The 22,174-nt window shown below is 67.9% G+C and carries 21 protein-coding genes; 12 read left to right on the top strand and 9 right to left on the bottom strand.

Annotation, left to right across the window (positions count from 1 at the left end):
* Positions 1-138: 138 nt before the first annotated feature.
* Entirely contained in the window at positions 139-1,980 is a 1,842-nt protein-coding gene (locus ABEA50_RS00700) for a DEAD/DEAH box helicase (RefSeq protein WP_345492980.1), read from the bottom strand.
* 61 nt (positions 1,981-2,041) lie between these two features.
* Here ABEA50_RS00700 and ABEA50_RS00695 point away from each other — a divergent pair, with 61 nt between their 5' ends.
* Both ABEA50_RS00695 and ABEA50_RS00690 read left to right on the top strand, forming a co-directional pair.
* Positions 2,042-2,908, top strand: coding sequence for a carbon-nitrogen hydrolase family protein (locus ABEA50_RS00695; RefSeq protein WP_345492979.1), 867 nt, complete (start codon positions 2,042-2,044; stop codon positions 2,906-2,908).
* 12 nt (positions 2,909-2,920) lie between these two features.
* Complete coding sequence (locus ABEA50_RS00690) at positions 2,921-3,544, top strand: phosphoribosyltransferase (protein WP_345492978.1); 624 nt, start codon at positions 2,921-2,923, stop codon at positions 3,542-3,544.
* A 91-nt stretch (positions 3,545-3,635) separates the two neighbouring features.
* Here the strand turns inward: ABEA50_RS00690 and ABEA50_RS00685 are convergent, their stop codons facing one another.
* From ABEA50_RS00685 to ABEA50_RS00670, 4 genes are read right to left on the bottom strand one after another with little or no spacing between them, the layout of a single operon-like run.
* Positions 3,636-4,442 carry an ESX secretion-associated protein EspG gene (locus ABEA50_RS00685; protein WP_345492977.1) on the bottom strand — a complete coding sequence of 269 codons (807 nt, stop codon included), beginning with the start codon at positions 4,440-4,442 and terminating at the stop codon, positions 3,636-3,638.
* A complete protein-coding gene (locus tag ABEA50_RS00680; protein ID WP_345492976.1) occupies positions 4,439-5,773 on the bottom strand; it encodes a PPE domain-containing protein in 1,335 nt (444 codons plus the stop codon). Before ABEA50_RS00680 ends, ABEA50_RS00685 begins: the two co-directional genes overlap by 4 nt.
* A complete protein-coding gene (locus ABEA50_RS00675) occupies positions 5,766-6,209 on the bottom strand; it encodes a hypothetical protein (RefSeq protein WP_345492975.1) in 444 nt (147 codons plus the stop codon). Before ABEA50_RS00675 ends, ABEA50_RS00680 begins: the two co-directional genes overlap by 8 nt.
* Positions 6,210-6,237: 28 nt before the next feature.
* Positions 6,238-6,981 carry an alpha/beta hydrolase gene (locus ABEA50_RS00670; RefSeq protein ID WP_345492974.1) on the bottom strand — a complete coding sequence of 248 codons (744 nt, stop codon included), beginning with the start codon at positions 6,979-6,981 and terminating at the stop codon, positions 6,238-6,240.
* 90 nt (positions 6,982-7,071) lie between these two features.
* Between ABEA50_RS00670 and ABEA50_RS00665 the strand changes: the two genes are divergently transcribed.
* Positions 7,072-7,953, top strand: coding sequence for an SMP-30/gluconolactonase/LRE family protein (locus tag ABEA50_RS00665; protein WP_345492973.1), 882 nt, complete (start codon positions 7,072-7,074; stop codon positions 7,951-7,953).
* A 341-nt stretch (positions 7,954-8,294) separates the two neighbouring features.
* The gene (locus tag ABEA50_RS00660) at positions 8,295-8,561 is read left to right on the top strand and encodes a hypothetical protein (RefSeq protein ID WP_345492972.1); all 267 of its coding nucleotides are present in this window, start codon (positions 8,295-8,297) and stop codon (positions 8,559-8,561) included.
* Positions 8,562-8,664: 103 nt separating this feature from the next.
* Here the strand turns inward: ABEA50_RS00660 and ABEA50_RS00655 are convergent, their stop codons facing one another.
* A complete protein-coding gene (locus ABEA50_RS00655) occupies positions 8,665-9,447 on the bottom strand; it encodes a hypothetical protein (RefSeq protein WP_345492971.1) in 783 nt (260 codons plus the stop codon).
* Between the two features lie 242 nt (positions 9,448-9,689).
* Between ABEA50_RS00655 and ABEA50_RS00650 the strand changes: the two genes are divergently transcribed.
* Both ABEA50_RS00650 and ABEA50_RS00645 read left to right on the top strand, forming a co-directional pair.
* Positions 9,690-10,862, top strand: a complete 1,173-nt coding sequence (locus ABEA50_RS00650) for an acyl-CoA dehydrogenase family protein (protein ID WP_345492970.1) — start codon at positions 9,690-9,692, stop codon at positions 10,860-10,862.
* Positions 10,863-10,871: 9 nt separating this feature from the next.
* Entirely contained in the window at positions 10,872-12,005 is a 1,134-nt protein-coding gene (locus ABEA50_RS00645; protein WP_345492969.1) for an acyl-CoA dehydrogenase family protein, read from the top strand.
* 54 nt (positions 12,006-12,059) lie between these two features.
* Here ABEA50_RS00645 and ABEA50_RS00640 read toward each other — a convergent pair whose 3' ends face one another.
* On the bottom strand, positions 12,060-12,590 hold the full coding sequence (locus tag ABEA50_RS00640) for a hypothetical protein (RefSeq protein WP_345492968.1): 531 nt from the start codon (positions 12,588-12,590) through the stop codon (positions 12,060-12,062).
* A gap of 235 nt (positions 12,591-12,825) precedes the next feature.
* Between ABEA50_RS00640 and ABEA50_RS00635 the strand changes: the two genes are divergently transcribed.
* Both ABEA50_RS00635 and ABEA50_RS00630 read left to right on the top strand, forming a co-directional pair.
* A complete protein-coding gene (locus tag ABEA50_RS00635) occupies positions 12,826-13,260 on the top strand; it encodes a hypothetical protein (protein ID WP_345492967.1) in 435 nt (144 codons plus the stop codon).
* An 85-nt stretch (positions 13,261-13,345) separates the two neighbouring features.
* On the top strand, positions 13,346-14,182 hold the full coding sequence (locus tag ABEA50_RS00630) for a GNAT family N-acetyltransferase (RefSeq protein ID WP_345492966.1): 837 nt from the start codon (positions 13,346-13,348) through the stop codon (positions 14,180-14,182).
* Between the two features lie 4 nt (positions 14,183-14,186).
* On the opposite strand, the gene ABEA50_RS00625 is transcribed toward ABEA50_RS00630, so the two are convergent.
* Together ABEA50_RS00625 and ABEA50_RS00620 are read right to left on the bottom strand one after the other, a co-directional pair.
* Positions 14,187-16,094: a serine/threonine-protein kinase gene (locus tag ABEA50_RS00625; RefSeq protein WP_345492965.1), complete on the bottom strand. Its 1,908-nt coding sequence runs from the start codon at positions 16,092-16,094 to the stop codon at positions 14,187-14,189.
* A 194-nt stretch (positions 16,095-16,288) separates the two neighbouring features.
* On the bottom strand, positions 16,289-17,437 hold the full coding sequence (locus ABEA50_RS00620; protein ID WP_345492964.1) for a serine/threonine-protein kinase: 1,149 nt from the start codon (positions 17,435-17,437) through the stop codon (positions 16,289-16,291).
* A gap of 156 nt (positions 17,438-17,593) precedes the next feature.
* On the opposite strand from ABEA50_RS00620, the gene ABEA50_RS00615 reads away from it, so the two are divergent.
* The 4 genes from ABEA50_RS00615 (at position 17,594) to ABEA50_RS00600 (ending at position 21,857) form a co-directional block, all read left to right on the top strand.
* On the top strand, positions 17,594-18,364 hold the full coding sequence (locus ABEA50_RS00615; RefSeq protein ID WP_345492963.1) for a deoxyribonuclease IV: 771 nt from the start codon (positions 17,594-17,596) through the stop codon (positions 18,362-18,364).
* A 101-nt stretch (positions 18,365-18,465) separates the two neighbouring features.
* Entirely contained in the window at positions 18,466-19,398 is a 933-nt protein-coding gene (locus tag ABEA50_RS00610) for a TauD/TfdA dioxygenase family protein (RefSeq protein ID WP_345492962.1), read from the top strand.
* Positions 19,399-19,534: 136 nt separating this feature from the next.
* A complete protein-coding gene (locus ABEA50_RS00605; RefSeq protein ID WP_345492961.1) occupies positions 19,535-20,767 on the top strand; it encodes a CaiB/BaiF CoA transferase family protein in 1,233 nt (410 codons plus the stop codon).
* 178 nt (positions 20,768-20,945) lie between these two features.
* A complete protein-coding gene (locus ABEA50_RS00600; protein ID WP_345492960.1) occupies positions 20,946-21,857 on the top strand; it encodes a beta/alpha barrel domain-containing protein in 912 nt (303 codons plus the stop codon).
* Positions 21,858-22,174 lie beyond the last annotated feature (317 nt).

The raw sequence follows: 22,174 nt of genomic DNA, 5'->3' as shown, positions 1-22,174 counted from the left end.
ATGCGGACACCCGCGCCGGTCGCCCTTGGACCGCAGGGACCGTCGCGGGTCACCGCCCCGTTGCCGACCTCCGCCTGCTGACGGGTCGGACCGCAACACTGTAGCTAGCGCGGCTGACCTCGATGGACCCCACCTGGGTCAGGACCGTGGCTTGCGCCGTTCGGTTCGCTTGCCGCCGTCGCGATCCCGGCGCGGACCACGCGTGAACGACCCGCCTCCTGGGGGGCCGGAATCCAGTTGCAGCTGAATGAGCTGGCCACTGATCCTGGTGCGGCGCAACGCTTCCAAGGTCTCCGACGACAGATCGGCTGGTAGTTCCACCAGGCTGTGATCGGGACGGATGCTGATGTGCCCGAAATCGCTACGGCGCAAGCCGCCTTCGTTGGCGATGGCCCCCACGATCGCGCCTGGCACCACACGGTGCCGCTTGCCGACGCTGATCCGGTAGGTCGCCAACTCGGCGCCGGTACCACGATGATGCGAGCGTTCCTCACTCCCGAAACCGCGCGGCGGACGCTCACGCTGCGGGCGGTCGCGTTGCGGGCGCTCCGAAGGCGGCGGTTCCGGCTCCATGAAGAAGTTGTCGCCGTCGTAGGTGCTCACCGCGAGCGCGGCGGCGATGTCGACGAGCGGAATGTTGTGCTCGCGCTCGTAATCCTCGATGAGCTTGCGGAACAGCGGCACATTCGCCGAAGACAGGTTCTCGGTGATCGCGTCGCCGAACTTGGTGACGCGCTGGGCATTCACGTCCTCGACGCTCGGCAGCTGCATCTCGGTCAGCGGATGCCTGGTCGCGCGTTCGATCGCCTTGAGCAGGTGGCGTTCGCGCGGTGCGACGAACAGCAGCGCCTCGCCGCTACGGCCCGCGCGTCCGGTCCGGCCGATGCGGTGCACGTAGGACTCGGTGTCGTGCGGGATGTCGTAGTTCACGACGTGCGAGATGCGGTCGACATCCAGGCCGCGCGCGGCGACATCGGTGGCGACCAGGATGTCCAGCGAACCGGACTTGAGCTGTCCGATGGTGCGTTCGCGCTGGTTCTGCGCGATGTCGCCGTTGATCGCCGCGGCGGAAAAGCCACGCGAGCGTAGCTTTTCGGCCAACTCCTCGGTGGCCTGCTTGGTGCGAACGAACAGGATCATCGCCTCGAAGGCCTCGACCTCGAGGATCCTGGTGAGCGCGTCCAGCTTGCGCTGATGCGACACCTGCACCCAGCGCTGATTGATATTGACGTTGGTCGAGGTCTTCGTCTTGACGGTGATCTCGACCGGATTGTTCAGGTACTGCTTGGAGATCTTGCGGATCGCGCTCGGCATAGTCGCCGAGAACAGCGCGACCTGCTTGGTGGAGGGCGTATCGGCGAGAATGCGCTCGACGTCCTCCTGGAAACCCATCTTCAGCATCTCGTCGGCCTCGTCGAGCACCAGATATTGCAGCTGCGACAGGTCGAGGGTGCCCTTCTCCAGGTGGTCGATCACCCGGCCCGGCGTGCCGACCACGACGTGCGCGCCGCGGCGCAGGCCCGACAGCTGGACGCCGTAGCTCTGGCCGCCGTAGATCGGCAGCACATGCAGGCCCTTGATATGCGCGGCGTAACGACCGAACGCCTCGGCAACCTGGATCGCCAGTTCGCGGGTGGGGGCGAGGACCAGCGCGCGTGGTGCCTTACCGCTGGTATCGAGACCCATCAGGATCGGAATGGCGAACGCCGCGGTCTTGCCGGTGCCGGTCTGCGCGAGACCGACGACATCGGCGCCGCTGAGCAACGGGGGAATCGTCGCGGCCTGGATCGGCGAGGGCGTCTCGTACCCGACATCGGCGATGGCCGCGAGGACGCGCTCATCGATGCCCAGGTCGGCGAACGTCGGGTCTGCAGCGTTCCTGTCCTTGTCGGCAGGAACTGCGTCCGTGTCGACGTGGCCTTCCTTGTTGTCAGGGGTCTCCTTGTCGCCAGGAACGCTGTCGACCTGATTGGTACTCATTGACCAGGAGTTTACTGCCTCGCGGTGGTCGTCCCGGCCACCGGCCCAATACGGTGGACGTATGCGACCCGACAGTCCCCTCCCGCAGGCCTTCCCGCCGCAGGTCTCCGAACCGTCGAAGCCCGGCGTCGCGGTGGTGCAGTTCGCGCCGGGAACCGATCCGTCGGCCAACCTCGCCGCCATACGCGAGCACACGCGCACAGCCCGCGACCAGGGTGCGCGAGTCGTGCTGGCCCCCGAGTATTCGATGTTCGCCGTGAGCAGGATCGACCACCGCGCTCTCGCCGCCGCCCAGTCGCTGACCGGGCCGTTCGTTACCGGACTCGGTGAGATCGCCCGCGAATTCGGTGGGTATCTGGTTGCGGGAATGGTCGAACGGATCGACGCCGACGAGGACAGGATCAGCAACACCCTCGTCGCGCTCGACCCGGAAGGAAACCTGTGCGCGCATTACCGCAAGGTGCACCTCTACGACGCGTTCGGGCAGCGCGAATCCGACGTGGTGCGGCCGGGTGAAATAGAGACCCCCGCCACATTCACCGTCGACAATGTGACATTCGGCATGCAGACCTGTTTCGATCTTCGCTTTCCCGAAGGCATTCGCCGGGTGGCCGCCGCCGGCGCGCACGTGCTGTTGCTGCCGGCGCAGTGGATCCCAGGTCAGGGCAAGGTCGATCAGTGGACCACCCTGCTGCGTGCCCGCGCGATCGAGAACACCGTGTACGTCGCCGCCGCCGACCAGTGCGGAAAGCGCGGCGCGGGCGCTTCGATGATCATCGACCCCGCAGGTGTGGTGCTCGCCGAACTCGGCGACGAACCGGGCGTGCTCGTCGCCGCGGTCGACCAGGATCGCCTTGCCGAGGTGCGCGCGGCCAACCCCAGCCTGTCGTTGCGCCGATTCGCCATCGCCGAGCACACGCCGGAGTAGCGTTTTCCCTCGATGACCTACCCCGATCGGGCCGCCGCCGGTCGCGCGCTCGCTGCGCGACTCGAGCAGTTGCGGGCGACGCGGCCGTTGGTGCTCGGTCTGCCGCGCGGCGGGGTTCCGGTGGCCGCGGCGGTCCACGAGGGCATCGGCGGTGACCTCGACATCCTGTTGGTGCGCAAGATCGGCGTGCCCGATCAGCCGGAGTTGGCGATGGGCGCGATCGGCGAGGACGACGTGCGGGTGTTCAACGCGGATGTCCTGCGCCAGACCGGGGTGAGCGAACACGATTTCGCCGAGGTGGAGGCGAGGGAGCGCATCGAACTGCTGCGGCGGCGCGCGGCGCTGCGCGGCGAGCGCGCGCCGATCGCGCTGGGCGGACGCCATGTGGTGATCGTCGACGACGGGATGGCCACCGGCGCCACCGTGGTAGTGGCGTGCCGGGTCGCTCGCTTGCATCGACCCGCCCAGATCGTGGTCGCGGTCCCGGTGTCCTCGACCGAGGCCATGCGTCGGGTGACCGACGAGGCCGACGCGGTGGTGTGCCCGCTGGTGCCGGAAACCCTCGGTGGGGTAGGTGCGGCCTTTCGCGACTTTCATCAGTTGGCCGACGACGAGGTCACGGCGCTGTTGCGCTGAATTTCCGTGGCAAAGCACTCCGGGCGGCTCGTGGTTCACGCGGCTGTGTCGAACGTGCTCTGGCCTCAGCCAGCAATGCTGTGCGACAGCGCTATCCGTGTTCGGCGTAGGCGATCGTCCGGCTCGCCGCGCGGATCATCGGGCGCAGTTGTTCGGTGAAGCCTTCTGCGTCGACCGGGACGATCGACACATCGGCGCCGGTGCGCACGGTGTAGCGGCCGTCCTCGACGACGTCGATCCAGCAGAGCACGCCGAACGGGCGTGGTTCGCCGGAATCGCGTTTGGCGGAGACGACGATCTGGCCGATCCCGTTCCTCGGCTGACGCAACAGCCTGCGGATGCGTGCGGGCACGGTGGGACCGGCCACCGGGACGGTGACCATGTCGCGGCTGTCTTCGCTCACCTTGGTGCGCGGTGCGCTCAACCTCGGCGCCGTGCCGGGGGTGTTCTCGGGCAGCAGCGAAACCAACCTGGCGGACAGGCTTTTCGGGCTGCCGACGAACAGGCGCAGCTCGCCGCCTCGGTCCGGTGTCGCGCCCGGCCGCTGGGTCGCGACCACCGCGACATTGCCCGCTGCGGCCCCGAGCAGCCGAATCGGCCGGGTCAGGCTCTCCGCCACCGTGTTCGGCGCCGCGTCCACGCCGTATCCGGACTCCGGTGCGCTCTCGCGGTGGCCGAACACCTCGACCCGCAGTTCGGGGCGGGCCAGCACGCGCAGTGCCGCTTCCATATCCGCGTCGAGGGTTCGGTCCACCCACTGCTCCAAGGCGGGCAGTTGCGCGGCGCGCTCGTCGGAGTCGCGAGCCGAGAGGCGCACGGCCAGCGGGTAGGGAATGCGGTCGCCGTCGGTCCGCGCCCAGGCCAGCGCGAACTGGTCGGGCGTGAGAGTCCAGCTCACTCCAACTCGGTCCAATCACCCAGCACCGGTGGCGTTGTCGGGTCGAGTGAGCCGACCAGTTCACCGCCCTCGGGCGACGGTTCGAGGAAGGTGGGCACGTCGTCGTCGAGGTCGAACTCGAAGTCGTCGTCCTCGTCGTCCTCGTCGAAGGGCGGGCGCGCGTTCACCGCGCGCGCGGTCACGCTCGAACCCTGCCTCGGGGTGTCCCCGGAGAGGATGGCGCCACCCATCATGCCGCCCATGGCGCCCATCGCGCCCGCACCCGCCGCATCCGCGTGGCCGCCGGTGCTTGCCGCCGCGGCCGCACCGGTGGCGCCGTGTTCGGTGGGCTGTTCGCGACGTTTGCGGTCGTCGTCGGAGGAGGACGCGCTCGTGGTGCGTGGGCCGAGTGTTGCCGAGGGCGCGCCGGATTCGGTGGCCGCGACGGTGGGGGCGGGCGTGTGGCCGCGATGGGGTGTCGACGTCGCGTGCGCGGCCGCGGCGGCCACCGACGCCGCGGCGGTACCCGCGACGGGGGCCGTCTTCGGCGCGGACGCGGGGTCGCCTGTGGCGGCCGGTGTCGGGGGCGCGGTGGTTGGTGTCGTGGCAGACGCTGTCGTGGTCGCGGGAGTGTCTTCGGTGACGGGCGCGGTCAGAGGACCACCGGACAGCGAAGTCACACCGGCACCTGGAGCGAACGAAGCCGGTTGTGTCACAGCGCTGTCCGGTACCTCGATCGGTGCGACGGCGTGGCTCGATGTCGAACCGGCCGCACCATCCACCGGCGCGTCGGGGAAGGCGGGGACCTCGTTGCCGGTCACGATGAACGCGCCCGTGTAGATGTCCTCCATCGCACGCACCACGTCTTGGCGGGAATGCTCGTTCTGCTTCTGCGCCGCGATATTTCCGGTCGCCTCGTTCGGGTCCAGTAGTGCCGCGGCCAGATTCGGCGGCAGGTCGGTCGGGCCCGTCACCGCGGACCGCAGTGCCTCCGCGGCATCGCCTGCCCGTCCGAGGCGCCTGCTCACCTCGGCGAACACGTCGGCGAGTGCCTGGCCGTGCTGTTCGAACGCGCGGACCGCTGCCGCGGCGCTACTCGCCGCGCTGCCGCGCCAGCCGTCGGCGATGGCACCACGAATCTCGTTGTGCGCCTGGGTGACGGCGTCGGCGAGACCGGCACCCGAGTCGGCCCATGCTTGGCGGCCGCCCGCGAGCACGACCGGGTCGAGCAGACCGACCTTGGTGTGGATTTCGTCGTGGGTGAGGTTGTCGAAGACCTCGACGGTCGGTGCGTACGCGGGATCGGTGCGCGGACTCGACGACTGCGCGGCGCCCCTGGGCAATTTACGCATGCGGCGCCCCCGTCGTTTCGACGTCCGACGCACCGGCGACCGCTACCGCGAGCGCGTGATCGGACTGTTGGTAGGCACGGGCAGCCGCGCGGAAGGTCTGTGCGAGTTGCCGTGCGGTGGCGCTGTATTCCCGCAGCCGGGTGATCGCGTCGTCGGCCTTGCCCTCGAAACCTTTGCGCAGCGCGATGCCGGAGTCGAAGCCGCCGAAACCGGGGAGTTCGACCGCGGCACCGAGTAGGCGCAGTTGTTCGTCGACCTGATCGGCGAGCTGTTCGTAGCGGGCGGCGCAGCGCTCGGGGGTGCCGTCGGCGACCAATAGTCCGTCGATCCACAATGCGCCGTCGTCGACCGCCTGATCCAAGGCGGCGACATCGGTCGCCGGTGTGGTGGTCTCGGCCGGTTCGGGCTCGCCGGAAATGTGTTCGTTGGTGGGCACCTCGCCGTCCCCCTTCCTGTTTTCGGACCTAGCTGACGTGCTCTGCTCCCGATGCCGTCTGTCGTGCCGACCCCACGACGACATCCCGCATCCATTCCACGATGTCCACGCTGACTCGCGCGTGCACCGGCTCGTGCCACAGGTCGTGCCCGGCGCCGATGTACTCACGTAAAGATACCGATTCGTGGCGGCGAGTCCATACCCTGACCGGCTCGACCGGGGTCATCCGATCGTCGACACCGTGCAGCGCGAGCACCGGAAGCGACGGTGGTAGTGGCGTTCTCGCGCCATTCGGTCTTGCCGCGCCGAGCACTCTTTTCGGTGTCCCCGAGAGTGCGAGACCCGACAGCATGCCCGCGGCAACGCTCGGTGCGGACGGATGGTCCTGGTAGGTCGCCGAGTGCGCGTCCGCGCTCTCGTCCGGTGTCGCGACGCCGAGCACGCCGAGTGCGGTAGCGGCCCCGAGCGAATGACCGACCAGAACCAGCGGTGTCGCGGCATGTTCGGCCCGCACCGTGCGCACCAGCAGGGTCGCGTCATTCGCCAGTTCGGTGAGCGTTCCCGGCTGACGCGGATCCCCTTCGCTCAGACCATGTCCCGCGGTGTCCATGGCCCATGTCTCGAATCCCTCGGCGCGCAACATCCTGGCGAACCGGTGGTAGTGGCCGCTGTGCTGTCCCATACCGGGCAGAAGAACGACAGTCGCGGCCGGATTTTCGGCCGACCATCGGCGATAATGCAGTCGGCCGCGTGCACCGTCCAAGAAGGGCATCCAGTGATAGTGCCAAAAGATCTCCCGCGTAGTGAACGCGTTGCTCGTCTCCGATACCTGATCGGTGTGCGTGCGTTTCGACGTTGTGCGGTGTCGAGCGCCGTGCTCGCGGTGGGATGCGGGCTCGTCGTTCCCACTGCGTCGGCCGCTCCGGTAAATGCCTGCGCGCCCGCGACGGCCGCGGTCGAGACTCCGGCGGTGCTACCGGTGCTCGACTGGTCGGAGAACGTCGGTTACGACGTCGAGGGGAACCTGTGGGTGTCGCGGATCTACCGCAACGAGGTGCAACGCTATGACCGTTCGGGAACATTGACCGGATCGGTGCCTGTCGAGTTCCCCGGTGCCGTGCGCCTCGGCCCCGACGGGCTGCTCTATGTCGTCTACGGCGATTCGCCGACCAGCGCGCTGCGGCCCGGTGGCGTGGTCCGCTTCGACCCCGCCGCCGTGGCCCCGACCCCGGAGGTCTTCGTTTCCGGCCTTTCGTCGATGCCCAACGGTGCCGCCTTCGACGCGGACGGCGATCTCTACATCGGGTCCATGGGCGGGTTGCTGCGCGTCCGTCGCGATGGCACCCTCGATACCGAATGGAACGCGCGTGCGGCCGTACCGGGCGCCAACGGTGTAGTGGCGCAGGGGCGTTCGCTCTACGTCACGGCCAACGGTGCCGACTTCGGGCAGCTCCTGCGCGTGTCGATCGATGATCCGGCCGATCGTTCCCTCCTCGCGCGACTGCCCTCGCCCGTCGCCTCGCTACCGAATTTCGCCGACGACCTGGTCATCGCCCCGGACGGCATCCTGTCGATCGCGACCTTGGCGGGACAGTTGGTCCGCGTCGACCCGTCGACCGGCGCCACCTGCACGGTACTGACCACCCAGCCGATGACCGCACTGGTCGCGGTCCCCGGCGCACCGGACCAACTGCTCGCGAGCACCGAGGGCGGCGATGTCCTGCGCATCACGCTGCCGCACTGAGGCGTGTGCCGAAGTATCATCGCCGTGTCGGAGACATTGCCGAATTCAGCAGCCCGACAATACCTTTCAGGTTCTAGCGGCTGTTATCGGTGGGGAACGGCGCGCAGCGTTCCCGCGGCGGGAGTTCCTGGCCGTTCCCACGCCTGCCGCATCGACGAGTGCTTCGGGCGCACAGCCACATTCGCGCGCGGTGTCGGGATTCGGTCGAGAACCCAGCTGGCGGCGCGCGATCAGCCGTCTGCGGTGTCCACAGCAGAATCGATTCGCCGTGCGATGGTGCGTAGTCTGCCGAGCTGGCCGAGGACGTCATCGCCCGCGATCACCTACTGACGAATATCAGCGTGTACTGGTTCACCAATACCGCCGCTACCTCGTCGTGGCCGATGTACAACCGTCTCGGCGAGCATGGTTTCGCCTGGCCGAAGGGGCAAAAGCTGGTGCCGACCGGTATCTACGGCGGCGGCTCTTCGCTGATGCGGCGATTGGCCGAACGCGGCAACGACATCGTGCACTGGCCCGAGGGCAACACCGGAAATCACTTCGTCGCTATGGAGCGCCCGGACCTGCACGTCGCCGACATTCGTACGTTCTTCGCGGGACTCGATTGAACCGCGGCGCACCGCCGCGTCCGGGCTGGCGCGTAGTCGAGGCTCTCGACCCGTGTGGTGGGCGTCGGTCGCTTCGGTCGCGCCGACAATGTGGGTCGGCGTCTCAGGCGTCAGGTGCCGCGCGCTGGATGTCGGCGCGCTGGATGTCGGCGTGTTCGATGTCGGCTGGTTCCGGGGCGACCTGCTCGGGTCCTGGCGCGAGCACACCGGCCGGGGCCTGCGCGGGTGCCGGAGCGGGCGGCGGCGCGAGGGGCTGGTCGGGGACGGTGAACAGGCCGACGGTGGGGGTCATCGTGCAGCTGGAGCCGGGGTAGTCGATGACACCCCACATCGAGGCGAGGACCGTACCCGGCCCGCTGGCAACGGTTTTCGACAGCGAGGGCAGGTTGTATTCGGTGCGGTCGTCGAGCGGGACGATGCCGCTGGCGCCGTTGTTGACGTTCACCCAGGCGACGACGAGACCGGAAGCAAGGGGAACGCCGGAGTGTGCGGGGGTCGCGCTGAAGCGCAGGGTGCCCGGTTCGACATTGAGGTCCTGGCTCGCCCCCTGCCCGCTGGTGGTGGCCGCGGCGATGATGGTGGTGATCGGCGCGAGGGTGCCGCAGCCGAAGGTGGGCGCCGCGTAGGTGAACGGGGTGAATACGCTGCCGATGTCGCGCAGGCTCGCTACGTCGGAAGACTCGACGTAGCGGGTGAGTGCGCCGACACCCGCCTGTGCGAGCGGGTCGACACCGGCACCGGTGACGAGGCTGTCGAGGCCGGAATCGAGCCCGGACGGCGCGGGGGGAGCCGGGTCGGCGAGCGCGGGAGCGGACATGGTGAGCGCCGCGCCGATGCCAAGTGCCGCGGCTGCCGCGGTGGTGCGTGCGATGGTGTGGCCGTTCACTTGTCGACTCCTCGAAAACCGAACCAATGGGGCCCTCGACCCATGAGCTAGCAACCTACCAGTTCGGCGGGTGCGACGTCAGGGTGCGCCGCGTCGGGGAATTCGCCGCGGCGACAAGACGAGTTTCCAGGGCTCGAGTCGGTCACACCCTGGGTGTTCGATAGGTGTGATCCACTCGACAATGGGAGATTACCGAGGGGTAGTTTGGAGTCCGGACGTACGAGACACAGACGGAGCTGCGTATGAAAATAAGCCTGTCCCCCGACGAAGTCGCCTTCCGCGACGAACTGCGAAACCTCTATCGGACTCAGATTCCCGCCGAGATCCGCGAGCGGGTCAAGTACGGCAGGGAGCTCTCGCGCGAGGACATCGTCACCGCACACAAGACGCTCAACGACAACGGCATCGCCGTGCCGAACTGGCCGGTCGAATGGGGTGGCAAGGACTGGACCCCGATGCAGCGCCACATCTGGCAGGACGAGATGCAGCTCGCCTCGGTCCCCGAGCCGCTGACGTTCAACGCGCAGATGGTCGGCCCCGTGATCGCGCACTTCGGTTCGCAGGAGATCAAGGAGCGCTTCCTGCCGCCGACGGCCGCGCTGGACATCTGGTGGTGTCAGGGCTTCTCCGAGCCGGACGCCGGATCCGACCTGGCCTCGCTGCGCACCACCGCGGTGCGCGACGGCGACTCCTACATCGTCAACGGCCAGAAGATCTGGACCACTCTCGGTCAGCACGCGGACTGGATCTTCTGCCTGGTGCGCACCAACCCGGACGCACCGAAGAAGCAGGCGGGCATCTCGTTCCTGCTGTTCGACGTGAAGTCGCCGGGCGTCACCATGCGTCCGATCAAGCTGATCGACGGCGGCTACGAGGTCAACGAGGTCTTCTTCGAGAACGTGCGTGTCCCCGCCGATCAGCTGGTCGGTGAGGAGAACGCGGGCTGGACCTACGCCAAGTTCCTGCTCGGCAACGAGCGCACGGGCATCACCGGCGTCGGCCGCACCAAGGTGAAGATCGGTGTCGCGAAAGAGTATGCGGCGCAGACCAAGGTCGGCGAAACCACCTTGCTGGAGGATCCGGTATTCGCGGCACGGATCGCGGAACTGGAGAACGAGTTGCTCGCGCTGGAGGTCACTCAGCTGCGCGTTGTCTCCAATTCCAATGACGGCAAGCCGAACCCGGCCTCGTCGGTGCTGAAGCTGCGTGGCTCGGAATTGCAGCAGGAAGCCACCGAGCTGCTGCTGGACATCGCGGGCCCCGACGCACTGCCCGTGGACGCCGACGACATCGCCTCGCCCGCGTGGGCGCAGCTCAGCGGTCCCGGCTACCTGAACTACCGCAAGACAACCATCTACGGAGGCTCCAGCGAGGTGCAGCGCACCATCATCGCCTCCACGATCCTCGGATTGTGAGGCGCGAACATGGATTTCGATCTCACCGATGAACAGGGCCTGCTGCGTGACACGGTGCGCGAGCTGCTCGCGCGCAATTACGACCAGGAATCGCGCCTGAAGGTGACCGAGACCGAACTCGGCTGGAGTCGCGACGTGTGGCGTCAGTTCGCCGAACTCGGCGTGCTCGGACTGAGTTTCAGCGAGGAAGACGGCGGCGTCGGCGCGGGTCCGGTGGAAACGATGCTGGTGCTGGAAGAGGTGGGTCGCAGCCTCGCGCCCGAGCCGCTGCTGGACGCGGTGCTCGTGCCGGGCGGATTGGTCGCGCGGGCGGGCAGCGCCGAGCAGCGGCAGCGAATTCTGCCGGAGGTGGTCGAGGGCAACAAGCTGTTGGCGTTCGCCGACGCCGAACCCGGGGTGCGCTGGCCGTCGCGCCAGTTCGCTACGACCGCGGTGGCACAGGGTGACGGGTACGCGCTCAGCGGCGTGAAGAACCCGGTGCCGCACGGTGACAGCGCCGACGAGCTCGTGGTCAGCGCCGTCCTTCCGGACGGAGGCATCGGCCTGTTCGTACTCGCGGCCGATGCCGAGGGTGTGCGGCGCACACCGTTCCGCACCGTGGACGGCCGTCGCGGCGCGCAGATCGAGTTCGATCAGGCGCAGGCGCAACCGTTGGGCGAGGCGGTCGACCGCACCGAGGTGATCGAGGACATCACCGCGCAGGCGCAGGCGAGCCTGTGCGCCGAGTCGATCGGCGCCATGTCCGAGGCGCTGCGGCTGACCACCGATTACCTCAAGCAGCGCAAGCAGTTCGGCGTCACGCTGTCGAAGTTCCAGACCCTCACCCAGCGGGCGGCGAACATGTACGTTTCGCTGGAATTGGCGCGCAGCATCAGCCTCTACGCGACCGCGTCGGTGGCCGACCCGGACAGCCCGACCGATTCCGTGGCGGCGTCACGGGCCAGGTTGCAGGTCGGTCGCTCGGCCCGCCACATCGCCCAGGAATCGATCCAGTTGCACGGCGGCATCGGCATGACCGCCGAATACCCGGTCGGCCACTACGCCGCCCGGCTCACCGCGATCGAGCACACCCTCGGCGGTAAGCATGAGCACCTGCGGGTGCTCAGCGACCGTGTCGGCACCTACGTGTTGCCGGAGCTGTAGCCGGGCACGGTGGCGCGTAGTGGGTTCCTACTCGGGACCGGCTGCGCGCCACCGTCACTCGTCGTCGAAGCCGTTGTCTTCGGGGGGTGTGGCGGTGGTGGGGACGGAGTCGTAGGGGTTCACGTCGTTGTCGTACGGGTTCGTCGGCGGCTCGTAGTCGTGGGTGGGGAAAAGATCGGTGGTGCTGCGCGGGGTGGTTGTGCGCGTGTAGGTCCTGGTCGTCGTGCGCCCGGTAGTGGTTTCGCGGGTCGTCTCGGCCGAGGATTGCGGCTCGGGCGGCGGCGAATCGTCGGCGGAGCCCGACGGCGCCGCGCTACCGAACCCGGTGAAGGGCGTGGAGGGGCGTGGCACGTTCGGTGCCACGCGCCAGGTGGGTGAGGGCGGGATGACGACACTGGGCACCGCGCTGCTGGTGACGGGCTCCTGGTGGGCCGCGGGTGTGACGTAGGGCCCGGCCTTCAGCGGCGGCGGGGGAACGTAGGTGTCGTGCTGGCCGAGGCCGCAGGAACCGATCACGATGAGCCCGAGGGAGATGGCTCCCACGGCGATCGCCGGACCGACGAGCTTGGTCCTGCTGTTGTCCATCGGTGTCGCTCCTCGTGCCTGTGAAGGGCTCACGATAGCGGAGCGAGCAACTCCGGTTCACATCTCGAATTGATATCGTCGGCGTGTCGCGGGCACGTGTCGCTGTCCTACGCGTCAGTAGGGTCGTAGCGTGTGCACAAAGTTACGTGTGAGACGCCTGTACCACGATGAGGTCCGCGTTGCGTGATGTGCGCGGCGTCGGTCTTTGCGATCGGCGTCATCGAGGAGTGGATGAATGGGAGCGTACTCGACAACGTCGGAGCGCCAGGCTGGCGAGAACATCGCGAACGCCGGTGCCGCGGGCAGCTCCGAGAAGGCCGAGGGAACTGCCGCCGAGGAACTCGGCACCGCGAATTCCCCGGACGCGAACGTTGACGCCGAAAACTCGGGCCATGACGAGGAGTCCGGTGCCGAATCGGTCGCCACGATCCTCGAGCGGCATCCGGATGCCAACCAGTCGGTATCGCCGCTCTGGCTGGTCTCCCGCATCGCGGCCTGGTTGTGCTTTCTGGTCGGAGTGATCGGCGCGGTCGTCGGCATCGCGGGATTGCGTGTCGAAATCACCGTTGCCGGTCTGATTCTCGCCTGCACGGCGGGCTTGATCCTGCTGCAACTCAGAGCACGCACGCGCGCCACAACGGCGACCGTGGCAACGACCGAAAACGAATGAGCGACCGGTTGGTTCGCGGATACCGTCGGCGAACTGTACGAAAAAGCGGACTGGACAACATATTCGCCGGATATCCTGATTCTTTGTGAGGATCGAGATCACCACGGACCCGGCCGAGTTCCGCTCGCGCGCCGAGCCGTTTCTGCTTCGCGATCTCTTGCGACACACCGTGATCAGCACCAGGGTCGCCGACCACCTCGCGGGTATCGACGCGAGGCCCGCGCCGTGCCACTACCTCACCGTGCACGTCGAGGACGCGCAGTCTCCCGTTATCGGTGTCGCTATGCGAGTCGAGGGCAACGACGTATATCTCGGGGAGCTACCGGATGGCAGCCTGGCGGCGGTCGCCGAGGCGCTGGCCGAGGTGGCACCCGACAGCGGCGGCGTCGAGGGTGCGATGAGCGCGGCCACCGAGTTCGCCGAGCACTGGTATCGGCTGGTAGGCAAGGATTTTCGATACCGATACACCGTGCGGCTCTACCGGCTCGGCGTGCTACGTGTGCCCCATGCCACGGGGGCTGCGCGCCAGGTGACCAGGGCAGATATCGCGCTGTGCGCGCAATGGCTCACCGATATGTACGGTCACCAGATCGCGCCGTCCAGTATCGCCCGCAGAGTCGACGCGGGCCGCTGGTGGCTCTGGGAACGCGACGGACGACCGGTCGGGCTTGCCGCACACCAGATCCCGAGCAATGGCTGGTCGCGGATCGGGCCGGTCTACACCCCGCCGAGTGAACGCGGGCGCGGCGTGGCCAGTGCGTTGAGCGCGCACGTCGCGGGTTTGCTTCGGGCCGAAGGGCTCGACGTCTGCCTGTTCGCGGATACGGCGACCCCGACCGCGCACAAGATCTACCAGTCCATCGGCTTCCACCCGACCCACGAATTCGTGCGACACCAATTCGTCGGCAGGGCAGCGCGATAACCGGCTACAACGGCGCCGACCGCCACCAGGTCATCAGTTCCGTGCTCGAATCGGCGAGGAACGCGTCGGTGTACATCAGGAACTGTGCGCGATCCGGGTCGCCGGAGAACGCGGTGACCATCTTCGCGCCGTCCTCGATGATGGTGTAGTTGGTGGCGGGCTTGCCGCCCGCGGTAGCGCTGGACTCGGCGGCCGTGCTCGGTAGGGCGCGCAGCACCGACTGCACCTGTGCGGCCGACTCGTACACATAGAACCGGTAGTAGGGGTCGGAGTTGTTGTTGCCCTTGTAGCACCGCCACTGTGCGGCGTAGGTGCCGAAGTCCGGTTCGCCCTTGTCCGGCGTCGGCGTTGTGGTCGAGGCCAGCCAGCACGAGGCGCCGTGGTAGCCGATGTCGCCGCTGCTGGAGGCGGGAACCATTCCGGGAAACTCCGCGCTGATGGCGTCGGAGTCGGCGGTGATCGGGGCAGCCGCGCCGCTCGTTGTCGAAGACGTTGTGCTGCTGGCGGATCGAGATTCCGCGTCGCTGGCGAGGTTGATCACCACGATGACGACCCCGATCAGCAGCACGACGGCGACCACGAGCGCGACGATCAGCCCGACCTTCGTATTCGAGCCCGATGATGTCGGCGGTGGACCGTACCGCGGTCCCTGCGCTCGCCCGTACGGGTGCGCGGGCTGCTGACCGTACGGCCCCGCCGCCGAGAACTGCTGTGGCGGCGCAGAGGGGAACTGTTGCTGCGCTGTGGCTTGGAATTGTTGCTGCGGTGCGGATTGTTGGTGCGGGGCGGACTGGAATTGCTGTTGCGGTGCGGACTGTTGGTCCGGTGCGGACTGAAACTGTCGCTGCGGTCCGCTCGGCATCGCACCGGGGTTGAACATGGTCGGAGCTGGCTGATTCGTGAATCCGGTCGAATAGCCAGGTCCCGCGGCCTGATTCGGCCCGCCGGTCGGCGGCTGTTGGGTCGGATACGGTGCGCCGGTGGTACCGGGTCGGATCATGGTCGGCTGCACCGACTGCGGTCCGGCGGTCGGTATCGACGGCCCCGTGCCACCGGCCACCGGGATCGCCGATGCGCTCTGACCGGTCACGGCGCGGTGCGCGGCGGCGGCGAACTCGGCGCAGGTGGCGAACCTGTCGCCTGGCTGCTTGGCCATCGCCTTGGCCAGCACCGCGTCGAGTGCGAACGGCAATCCGGCTCGCGCGGCGCTCAACACCGGTGGTGCGCCCTGCAGGTGCCCTTGGATGACGGCGGCGGGGTTGGTGCCGGGAAACGGCCCCTTACCGGTGAGCAGCCAGTGCAGCGTGCACGCCAGCGAGTACTGATCCGAGCGATGATCGAGCTTGGTGCCCGACAACTGCTCCGGTGAGGCGTAGGCGACGGTGGCCGTGAAGGTGCCGGTCTGGGTGAGATGTCCCGAGTCGTCACGCAATCGGGCGATACCGAAGTCGCTGAGGTACACGCGTTCACCGCGACCGCCGCCACCACGGGCCAACAGGATATTCGCCGGTTTCACATCGCGGTGCAGCACGCCGTGGTGGTGGGCGTAGTCCAGTGCTCCCGCGGTTTCCTTGACGATCTGCACCGCGCGCTCGGGCGGCAGCGCGGTGGGGTCCACCGAGGCGGCGTCGACGCCGTCGATGTACTGCATCGAGATCCACAGCTGCTCGTTGTCGAGGCCGCGGTCGTAGACGGTGACGATATTCGGGTGATCCAACTGGGCGACGAGATCGGCCTCCCGCTCGAATCGCGCCCGGATCTCCTTGTCGAAGAACATCTCCTGGTTCAGCAGCTTCAGCGCCGTCATCCTCGGCAGCCGAGGATGTTTCGCGAGGTAGACCGAACCCATGCCACCACGGCCGAGCTGCCGTTCGATGACATAACCGGCGAAGACGTCACCGCTGGCCAGCATGTCTGCTCCACTTCTCGTCGCGTATCGGGACCCACCGACGACGCGACGCCTCGCACGAATACGCGTGATCCGGTGTGCGGCCGACCACGGAAATCATCGAAACCCTAGCAGCCGTTCGGTGCTTGGCGTCTCCCGTCGACGAGTGCTCGGTACCGGCGCCGATCCAGCGCGATCGCCCGGTGACGGCGGCGGTTTCAGCCACCCGGTCGCCGTGGCAAGTCGGGCAGTTCGATCGTGCGGGGGCGCACGGGTCGACGCGGCGGCGTGAACGTGGGTGGGGGTGGTACCGAGGTGGGCTGTGGCGGTGGCGTGCGCACGGGTTGGTCATGTGCTGGTTCGTTCCGCGCTGGCTGGCCGGGTGCCGGTTGGTGCGGCGGCGGGCGGTGGGACGGTGACCGGTCTTGCCTCGGACGACTCTGCTCCTGAACCGGTTGTCGCGGCGTGTGTTCCGGTACTGGTGGCGTCAACGGGAAGGGTGCGGTCACCGGACGCATGCCGCCGGTGCGCGGTGGGGCGATCAGCGCCTGCGCGGCGGCGTTCGCGAACTCGGTGCAGCTGCCGAACCGGTCGGCGGGGTGTTTGGCCATCGCTCGGGTGAGCACCTGGTCCAAGGCGGGTGGCAGGCCGGGGCGCAGGCGGCTCACCAACGGCACCGGGGCGTGCAGGTGGCCGTTGAGCACCGCGACGGGAGTAGCGCCTGGAAAGGGTCCGCTTCCGGTGAGCAGCCAGAACAGCGTGCACGCCAACGAGTACTGGTCGGCGCGCTCGTCGAGTGGACGGCCGCTCAGTTGTTCCGGTGCCGCGAAAGCCATGGTCGCGCTGATCGTGCCCGCCGAGGCAAGCGTGCTCTCGCTGTCGCGCATGCTCGCGATGCCGAAATCGGTGAGCAGCACCCGTTCGTGCTGCCCGATCGGGGCCTTCGCCAGCAGGATGTTCGCCGGTTTCACGTCGCGGTGCAGCACCCGGTTGCGGTGCGCGAAATCCAGCGCGGCCGCGGTCTCGGCGGCGATCTGCACCGCGCGATCCGGCGCGAGCACGTGCACATCGGCGCTGGCGGCATCGGATCCGGCGACATGCTGCATGCAGATCCACAGCTGTCGGTCCTCGACCCCCCGGTCGTAGACGGTGACGATATTCGGGTGGTCGAGCTGAGCCACCAGATCGGCCTCCCGCTCGAACCGGCGGCGCGCCTCGGCATCGGAGTACAGCTCGCGATTGAGCAATTTCAGCGCGGTCAGCCGAGGCAGGCGCGGATGGCGTGCCAGGTAGACCGTTCCCATGCCGCCCTGGCCGAGTACACGCTTGATGGCGTACCCCGCGAAGACATCGCCGCTGCGTAACACGGCATTCACCCCCGGATTTCGCACAACTTCGTCGGATCGAGTACGGAACACAAGGGTGTATCCCACCGGGCCGCCGGAGCGCAACACCCGGCGCGCGACGGACTCGGATCGCCCATCGTCGCCGCTGTTGTCGGTCCCCCTCGATACGCTGACCCTATGCGCATTGGAGCACACGTTCGCAGCGACAGTGATCCGATCGGCTTCGGCGAGGAACTCGGCGCCGACGTCATCCAGCTGTTCGTCGTCGACCCGCAGGGTTGGGACAAGCCCACCCCACATCCGGCGACCGAACAGATCCTCGCGAGCCCGATCGATGTGGTGGTGCACTCCTCCTATCAGATCAATGTGGCGAGCCTGAACAACCGGCTACGGATGCCCTCGCGTAACGCCGTCGCCCAGCAGGCGAAGGCCGCGGCCGACCTCGGTGCGTTGGGCTTGGTGGTGCACGGCGGCCACGTACGGTCCGACGCCGAAGTGGAAACCGGAATAGACAACTGGCGCAAGCTCTTTCTGCGCCAGCAGGACAAGGGCGGATTCGCCGTGCCGATCCTGATCGAGAACACCGCGGGCGGCAATCACGCGATGGCGAGGTACTTCGATTCGATCGCGCGGCTGTGGGACGCGGTCGGCGAGTACGGTGCCGGATTCTGCCTGGACACCTGCCATGCGTGGGCGGGCGGTGAGGAGCTGATCGGCGTCGTCGACCGGATCAAGGCGATCACCGGCCGCATCGACCTGGTGCACCTGAACTCCTCGCGCGACGAATTCGACTCCGGTGCCGACCGCCACGCCAACTTCGCCGACGGCACCATCGACCCGGCGCTCCTGGCCGAGGTGTGCCGCAGCGCCGATGCCCCGGTGATCCTGGAAACTCCCGCGGACGGTATCGCCGAGGACCTCGCCTACCTGCGCGAGCATCTGGGCTGAGCCGCCGATTGCGATCAGGTCGAAGACAACCCTGGTCGCGCGGGCGGGTCGGTGTTGTGCTCGAGGAGTACGCATTTCGACTCGACAGCGAAGGTGATCCCATGACGGTCGCACCCGCAACCCAAGGCACGGTCTCGGTGACCAAGCTCGGCTCGAAGATCGGCGCGAGGGTCGATAACGTTCGCCTCGGCGGCGACCTGGACGCCGCGACGGTCGAGGTGATCCGGCGCGCGCTGCTGGCGAACAAGGTCATCTTCTTCCGTGGTCAAGACCACCTCACCGAGGACGAGCAGTACCGGTTCGCGGAACTGCTCGGCAGCCCGACCACCCCGCACCCCACCGTCACCTCGCACGGTGAGAAGAGCCTGGCCATCGACTCCGAGTACGGCCGCGCCAACAGCTGGCACACCGACGTCACCTTCGTCGACCGGGTGCCGAAGGCCTCCATTCTGCGCGCGGTCACCCTGCCCAGCTACGGCGGATCCACCACGTGGGCCTCCACCGTCGCCGCCTACGAATCGTTGCCCGACTCGTTGCGGCTGCTCGCCGAGAACCTGCGTGCCGTGCACACCAACGTCTACGACTACGCGGCCAACAACGCGCGGCACGCCGACGCGCAGTCGGAGAAGTACCGGGCGGAATTCCGTTCCACCTACTACGAAACCGAACACCCCGTGGTGCGGGTGCACCCCGAGACGGGCGAGCGCGCGCTGCTGCTCGGCCACTTCGTCAAGCAGTTCACCGGCTTGTCCACCAACGAGTCGCAGGCCATTTTCCGGCTCCTCCAGGATCGGGTGACCCGGTTGGAGAACACCACCCGCTGGTCGTGGGAGCCCGGCGATGTCGCGATCTGGGACAACCGTGCCACCCAGCACTACGCCATCGACGACTACGACGGCCAGGCCCGCAAGCTCACCAGGATCACCCTCGCGGGCGATATCCCGGTCGGCGTCGACGGCGCGACCAGCATCAGCGTCGCGGGCAGCGCCGAGCACTACTCGATCATCGAGGAGCCGCGGCGGCTCGCCTCCTGAGCTCGCCGCTTTCGAGTTTCCGACCGGCGCGTCGCCGCCGCGCTCGAGGCGCGACGCGGTGGTCGGATGTCATGGGTGCCAGTAGGTGGGCAGGTTGGCACCGTTGTCGGGCGGTGCATGGTCCACACTGGTACCCATGAGTATTCGGCCGTTGGACGGTGTTCGCGTCCTGGAACTCGGCAACTACATCGCCGCACCCACCGCAGGACGAATTCTCGGTGATTTCGGTGCGGAAGTGATCAAGGTGGAACGCCCGAAAGTGGGTGACGAGCTGCGCAATTGGCGGCTCTACGGTGGTGACACCTCGATGCTCTATCGCACGGTGAACCGGAACAAGAAGTCGATCACGCTCGACCTACGCACCGAAGCGGGCCGGGCGATCGTGCTGGATCTGATCCGGCGCAGCGACGTGCTGCTGGAGAATTTCCGGCCGGGCATGCTGGAGAAATGGGGTCTCGGCCCCGAGGTGTTGAACGAGGCGAATCCGCGCTTGGTGATCACCAGGATCTCCGCGTACGGCCAGACCGGGCCACTGTCACAGCGGCCGGGCTTCGCCGCCGTCGCCGAGGCCGTCGGTGGCCTGCGCGAGCTGGTCGGTGACCCGGATCGTGCTCCGGTACGCACCGGGGTATCCATCGGTGACTCGATCGCCGGTATCTATGCCGCGTTCGGCACCGTGATGGCATTGTTCCAACGGGAACGAGTGCGAAGCGACGACGACCCCGAGGCTGCGCCGATTCCGTTGGCGGAACGCGTGATCGACGTCGCGCTCAACGAGGCGATCCTGTCGGTGATGGAATCGCTTGTGCCGGACTACCTGGCCTACGGGATCCAACGCGAGCGGGTCGGCGGCCGGATGGAAGGTATCGCCCCGAGCAATGCCTACCCGTGTGCGGACGGCACCAGCGTCATCATCGGCGGCAACGGTGATGCCATCTTCCAACGCTATATGCGGGTGATCGATCGCCCCGACCTCGCCGCCGACCCGGAACTGCAGGACAACGCGGGCCGCTGGGCGCAGCGCGAACGACTGGATGCCGCGATCGCGGAATGGACCGGTGTGCGGACCAGAGCGCAGGCACTGGAAGTGTTGGAGGCCGCCGCGATTCCGTGCGGGCCGATCTACACCGCCGCCGACATCGTCGCGGACGAACAGTACAGGGCGCGCAACATGATTCAACCGTTCGCGGTGGATGTGGGTGCGGCGGAACCGAAGACGGTCGGATTTCCCGGCATCGTCCCGGTGATCGGCGAACGCTCCCTGCCGATTCGCTCGGTCGGGCCTGACCTCGGTGCGCACACCCATGAGGTATTGGCGGATCTCCTCGGCATGCCCGCCAGCGAGATCGACGCGCTGGAGGTGTCGTGATGGGTCGCCACACGAGGGACCGCCGCAGGCCGGGCGGGCGCGACCGGTGGGAGCCGCGCAGGCCGGGATTCAGCAGGCCGACCCTGCACCCCAATCCGGCGGGAGCTGGCGACAAACCCTCGGGTGGGGTGATGTGTGGGCCACGTAAGGATGGGCCACGTAAGGAACGGGAGTAACGATGACGGCGATCCTGCGTGATGTCACACTGCGCGACGGCTTGCAGCTGACCGGGAAGCCGCTTCCGGTCGCGCGGAAGGTGGATCTCGTGCGCAGGCTGCTCGCGCTCGGGGTGCCCGCGCTGGAGATCGGCTCGATGGCTCGGCCGGACCTGGTGCCGCCGATGGCCAATACCGCCGAACTCATCGACGCGTTGAGTCCAGCGGAGCTACAACACTGCTGGGTGTGGGTCGCGACCCCTCGGCATGTGCAGCGGGCCGCCGAGGCCGGTGTGCGCAACTTCCAGTACTGCCTTTCGGTGTCCGACGCGCACAACAAGGCGAATATCGGCCGCACCGCCGAGGACAGTGTCGCCGCCATGCCCGAGGCCGTGCGGCTGGCACAGGAGGTCGGCGGTGCGATCCAGCTGTGCCTGGCCACCGCCTTCACCTGCCCGTTCGATGGCCGGGTCGATCCGGAGCGGGTGCTGGCCATCGCGTCCGACCCGCGCACCGAAGGCGCCGCCGACATCGTCATCGCGGACACGCTCGGCCAAGCCGGTCCCGCCGAGGTCGAGGCATTGATCACCGCGGTAGGTACGCGAACGCCGAAGCGCCGCATCGTCTTTCACGGCCACGACACCTGGGGGATGGGGGTGGCCAACACCCTCGCCGCCATCGCCGCGGGCGCGGACATGGTCGACGGCTCGCTCGGCGGCCTCGGCGGCTGCCCCTTCGCCCCCGGCGCCAGCGGCAACACCGCCACCGAGGACATCCTCTTCGCCACCCGCCCCGACTGGTTCACCCCCGACACTCTCGCCGCACTGGTGTCGTTGTCCGAGGAACTCCTGGCCGACCTCGCCGAACCCAACCGTTCGCGTACCGCGCAGGGCGCACGCTCGGAGGCGGCTGCCTTCGAATGGGTCATCGGCTGACCCGCGCTGAGCGGCCCGGCGCGCAGGGACACCTGCTGAGCTGGTGCGCGGGGTGCGCTTCGGGCTCGACATCGAGGTGCTGGCGGGGATCGAGGGGGCGCGGTTTTGTCGAAGCGCGGTGGAATCCGTTCCTGGATCCGGAACTGTCGGTGGCAGTTGGCGCTGTTCGCCGTGCCGGGACCGGATGTCCGCTGCCCTTCGTGTCAGTTGGTCCGGTCCCTCGAAGCGTTCCCGAAGCCCGTGTTTCCTGTGTCCAGGAGGCTGCCTCGCGGGCGGCGTTGTGTGTTGGTCGACGAGCATCCGAGTCAACTCGAGGT

It is taken from the genome of Nocardia callitridis (genome assembly GCF_039543305.1).
GTDB lineage: Bacteria > Actinomycetota > Actinomycetes > Mycobacteriales > Mycobacteriaceae > Nocardia > Nocardia callitridis.
The sequence above is the reverse complement of the archived record's forward strand: the minus strand, read 5'-3'. Positions and strand labels throughout refer to the sequence as shown.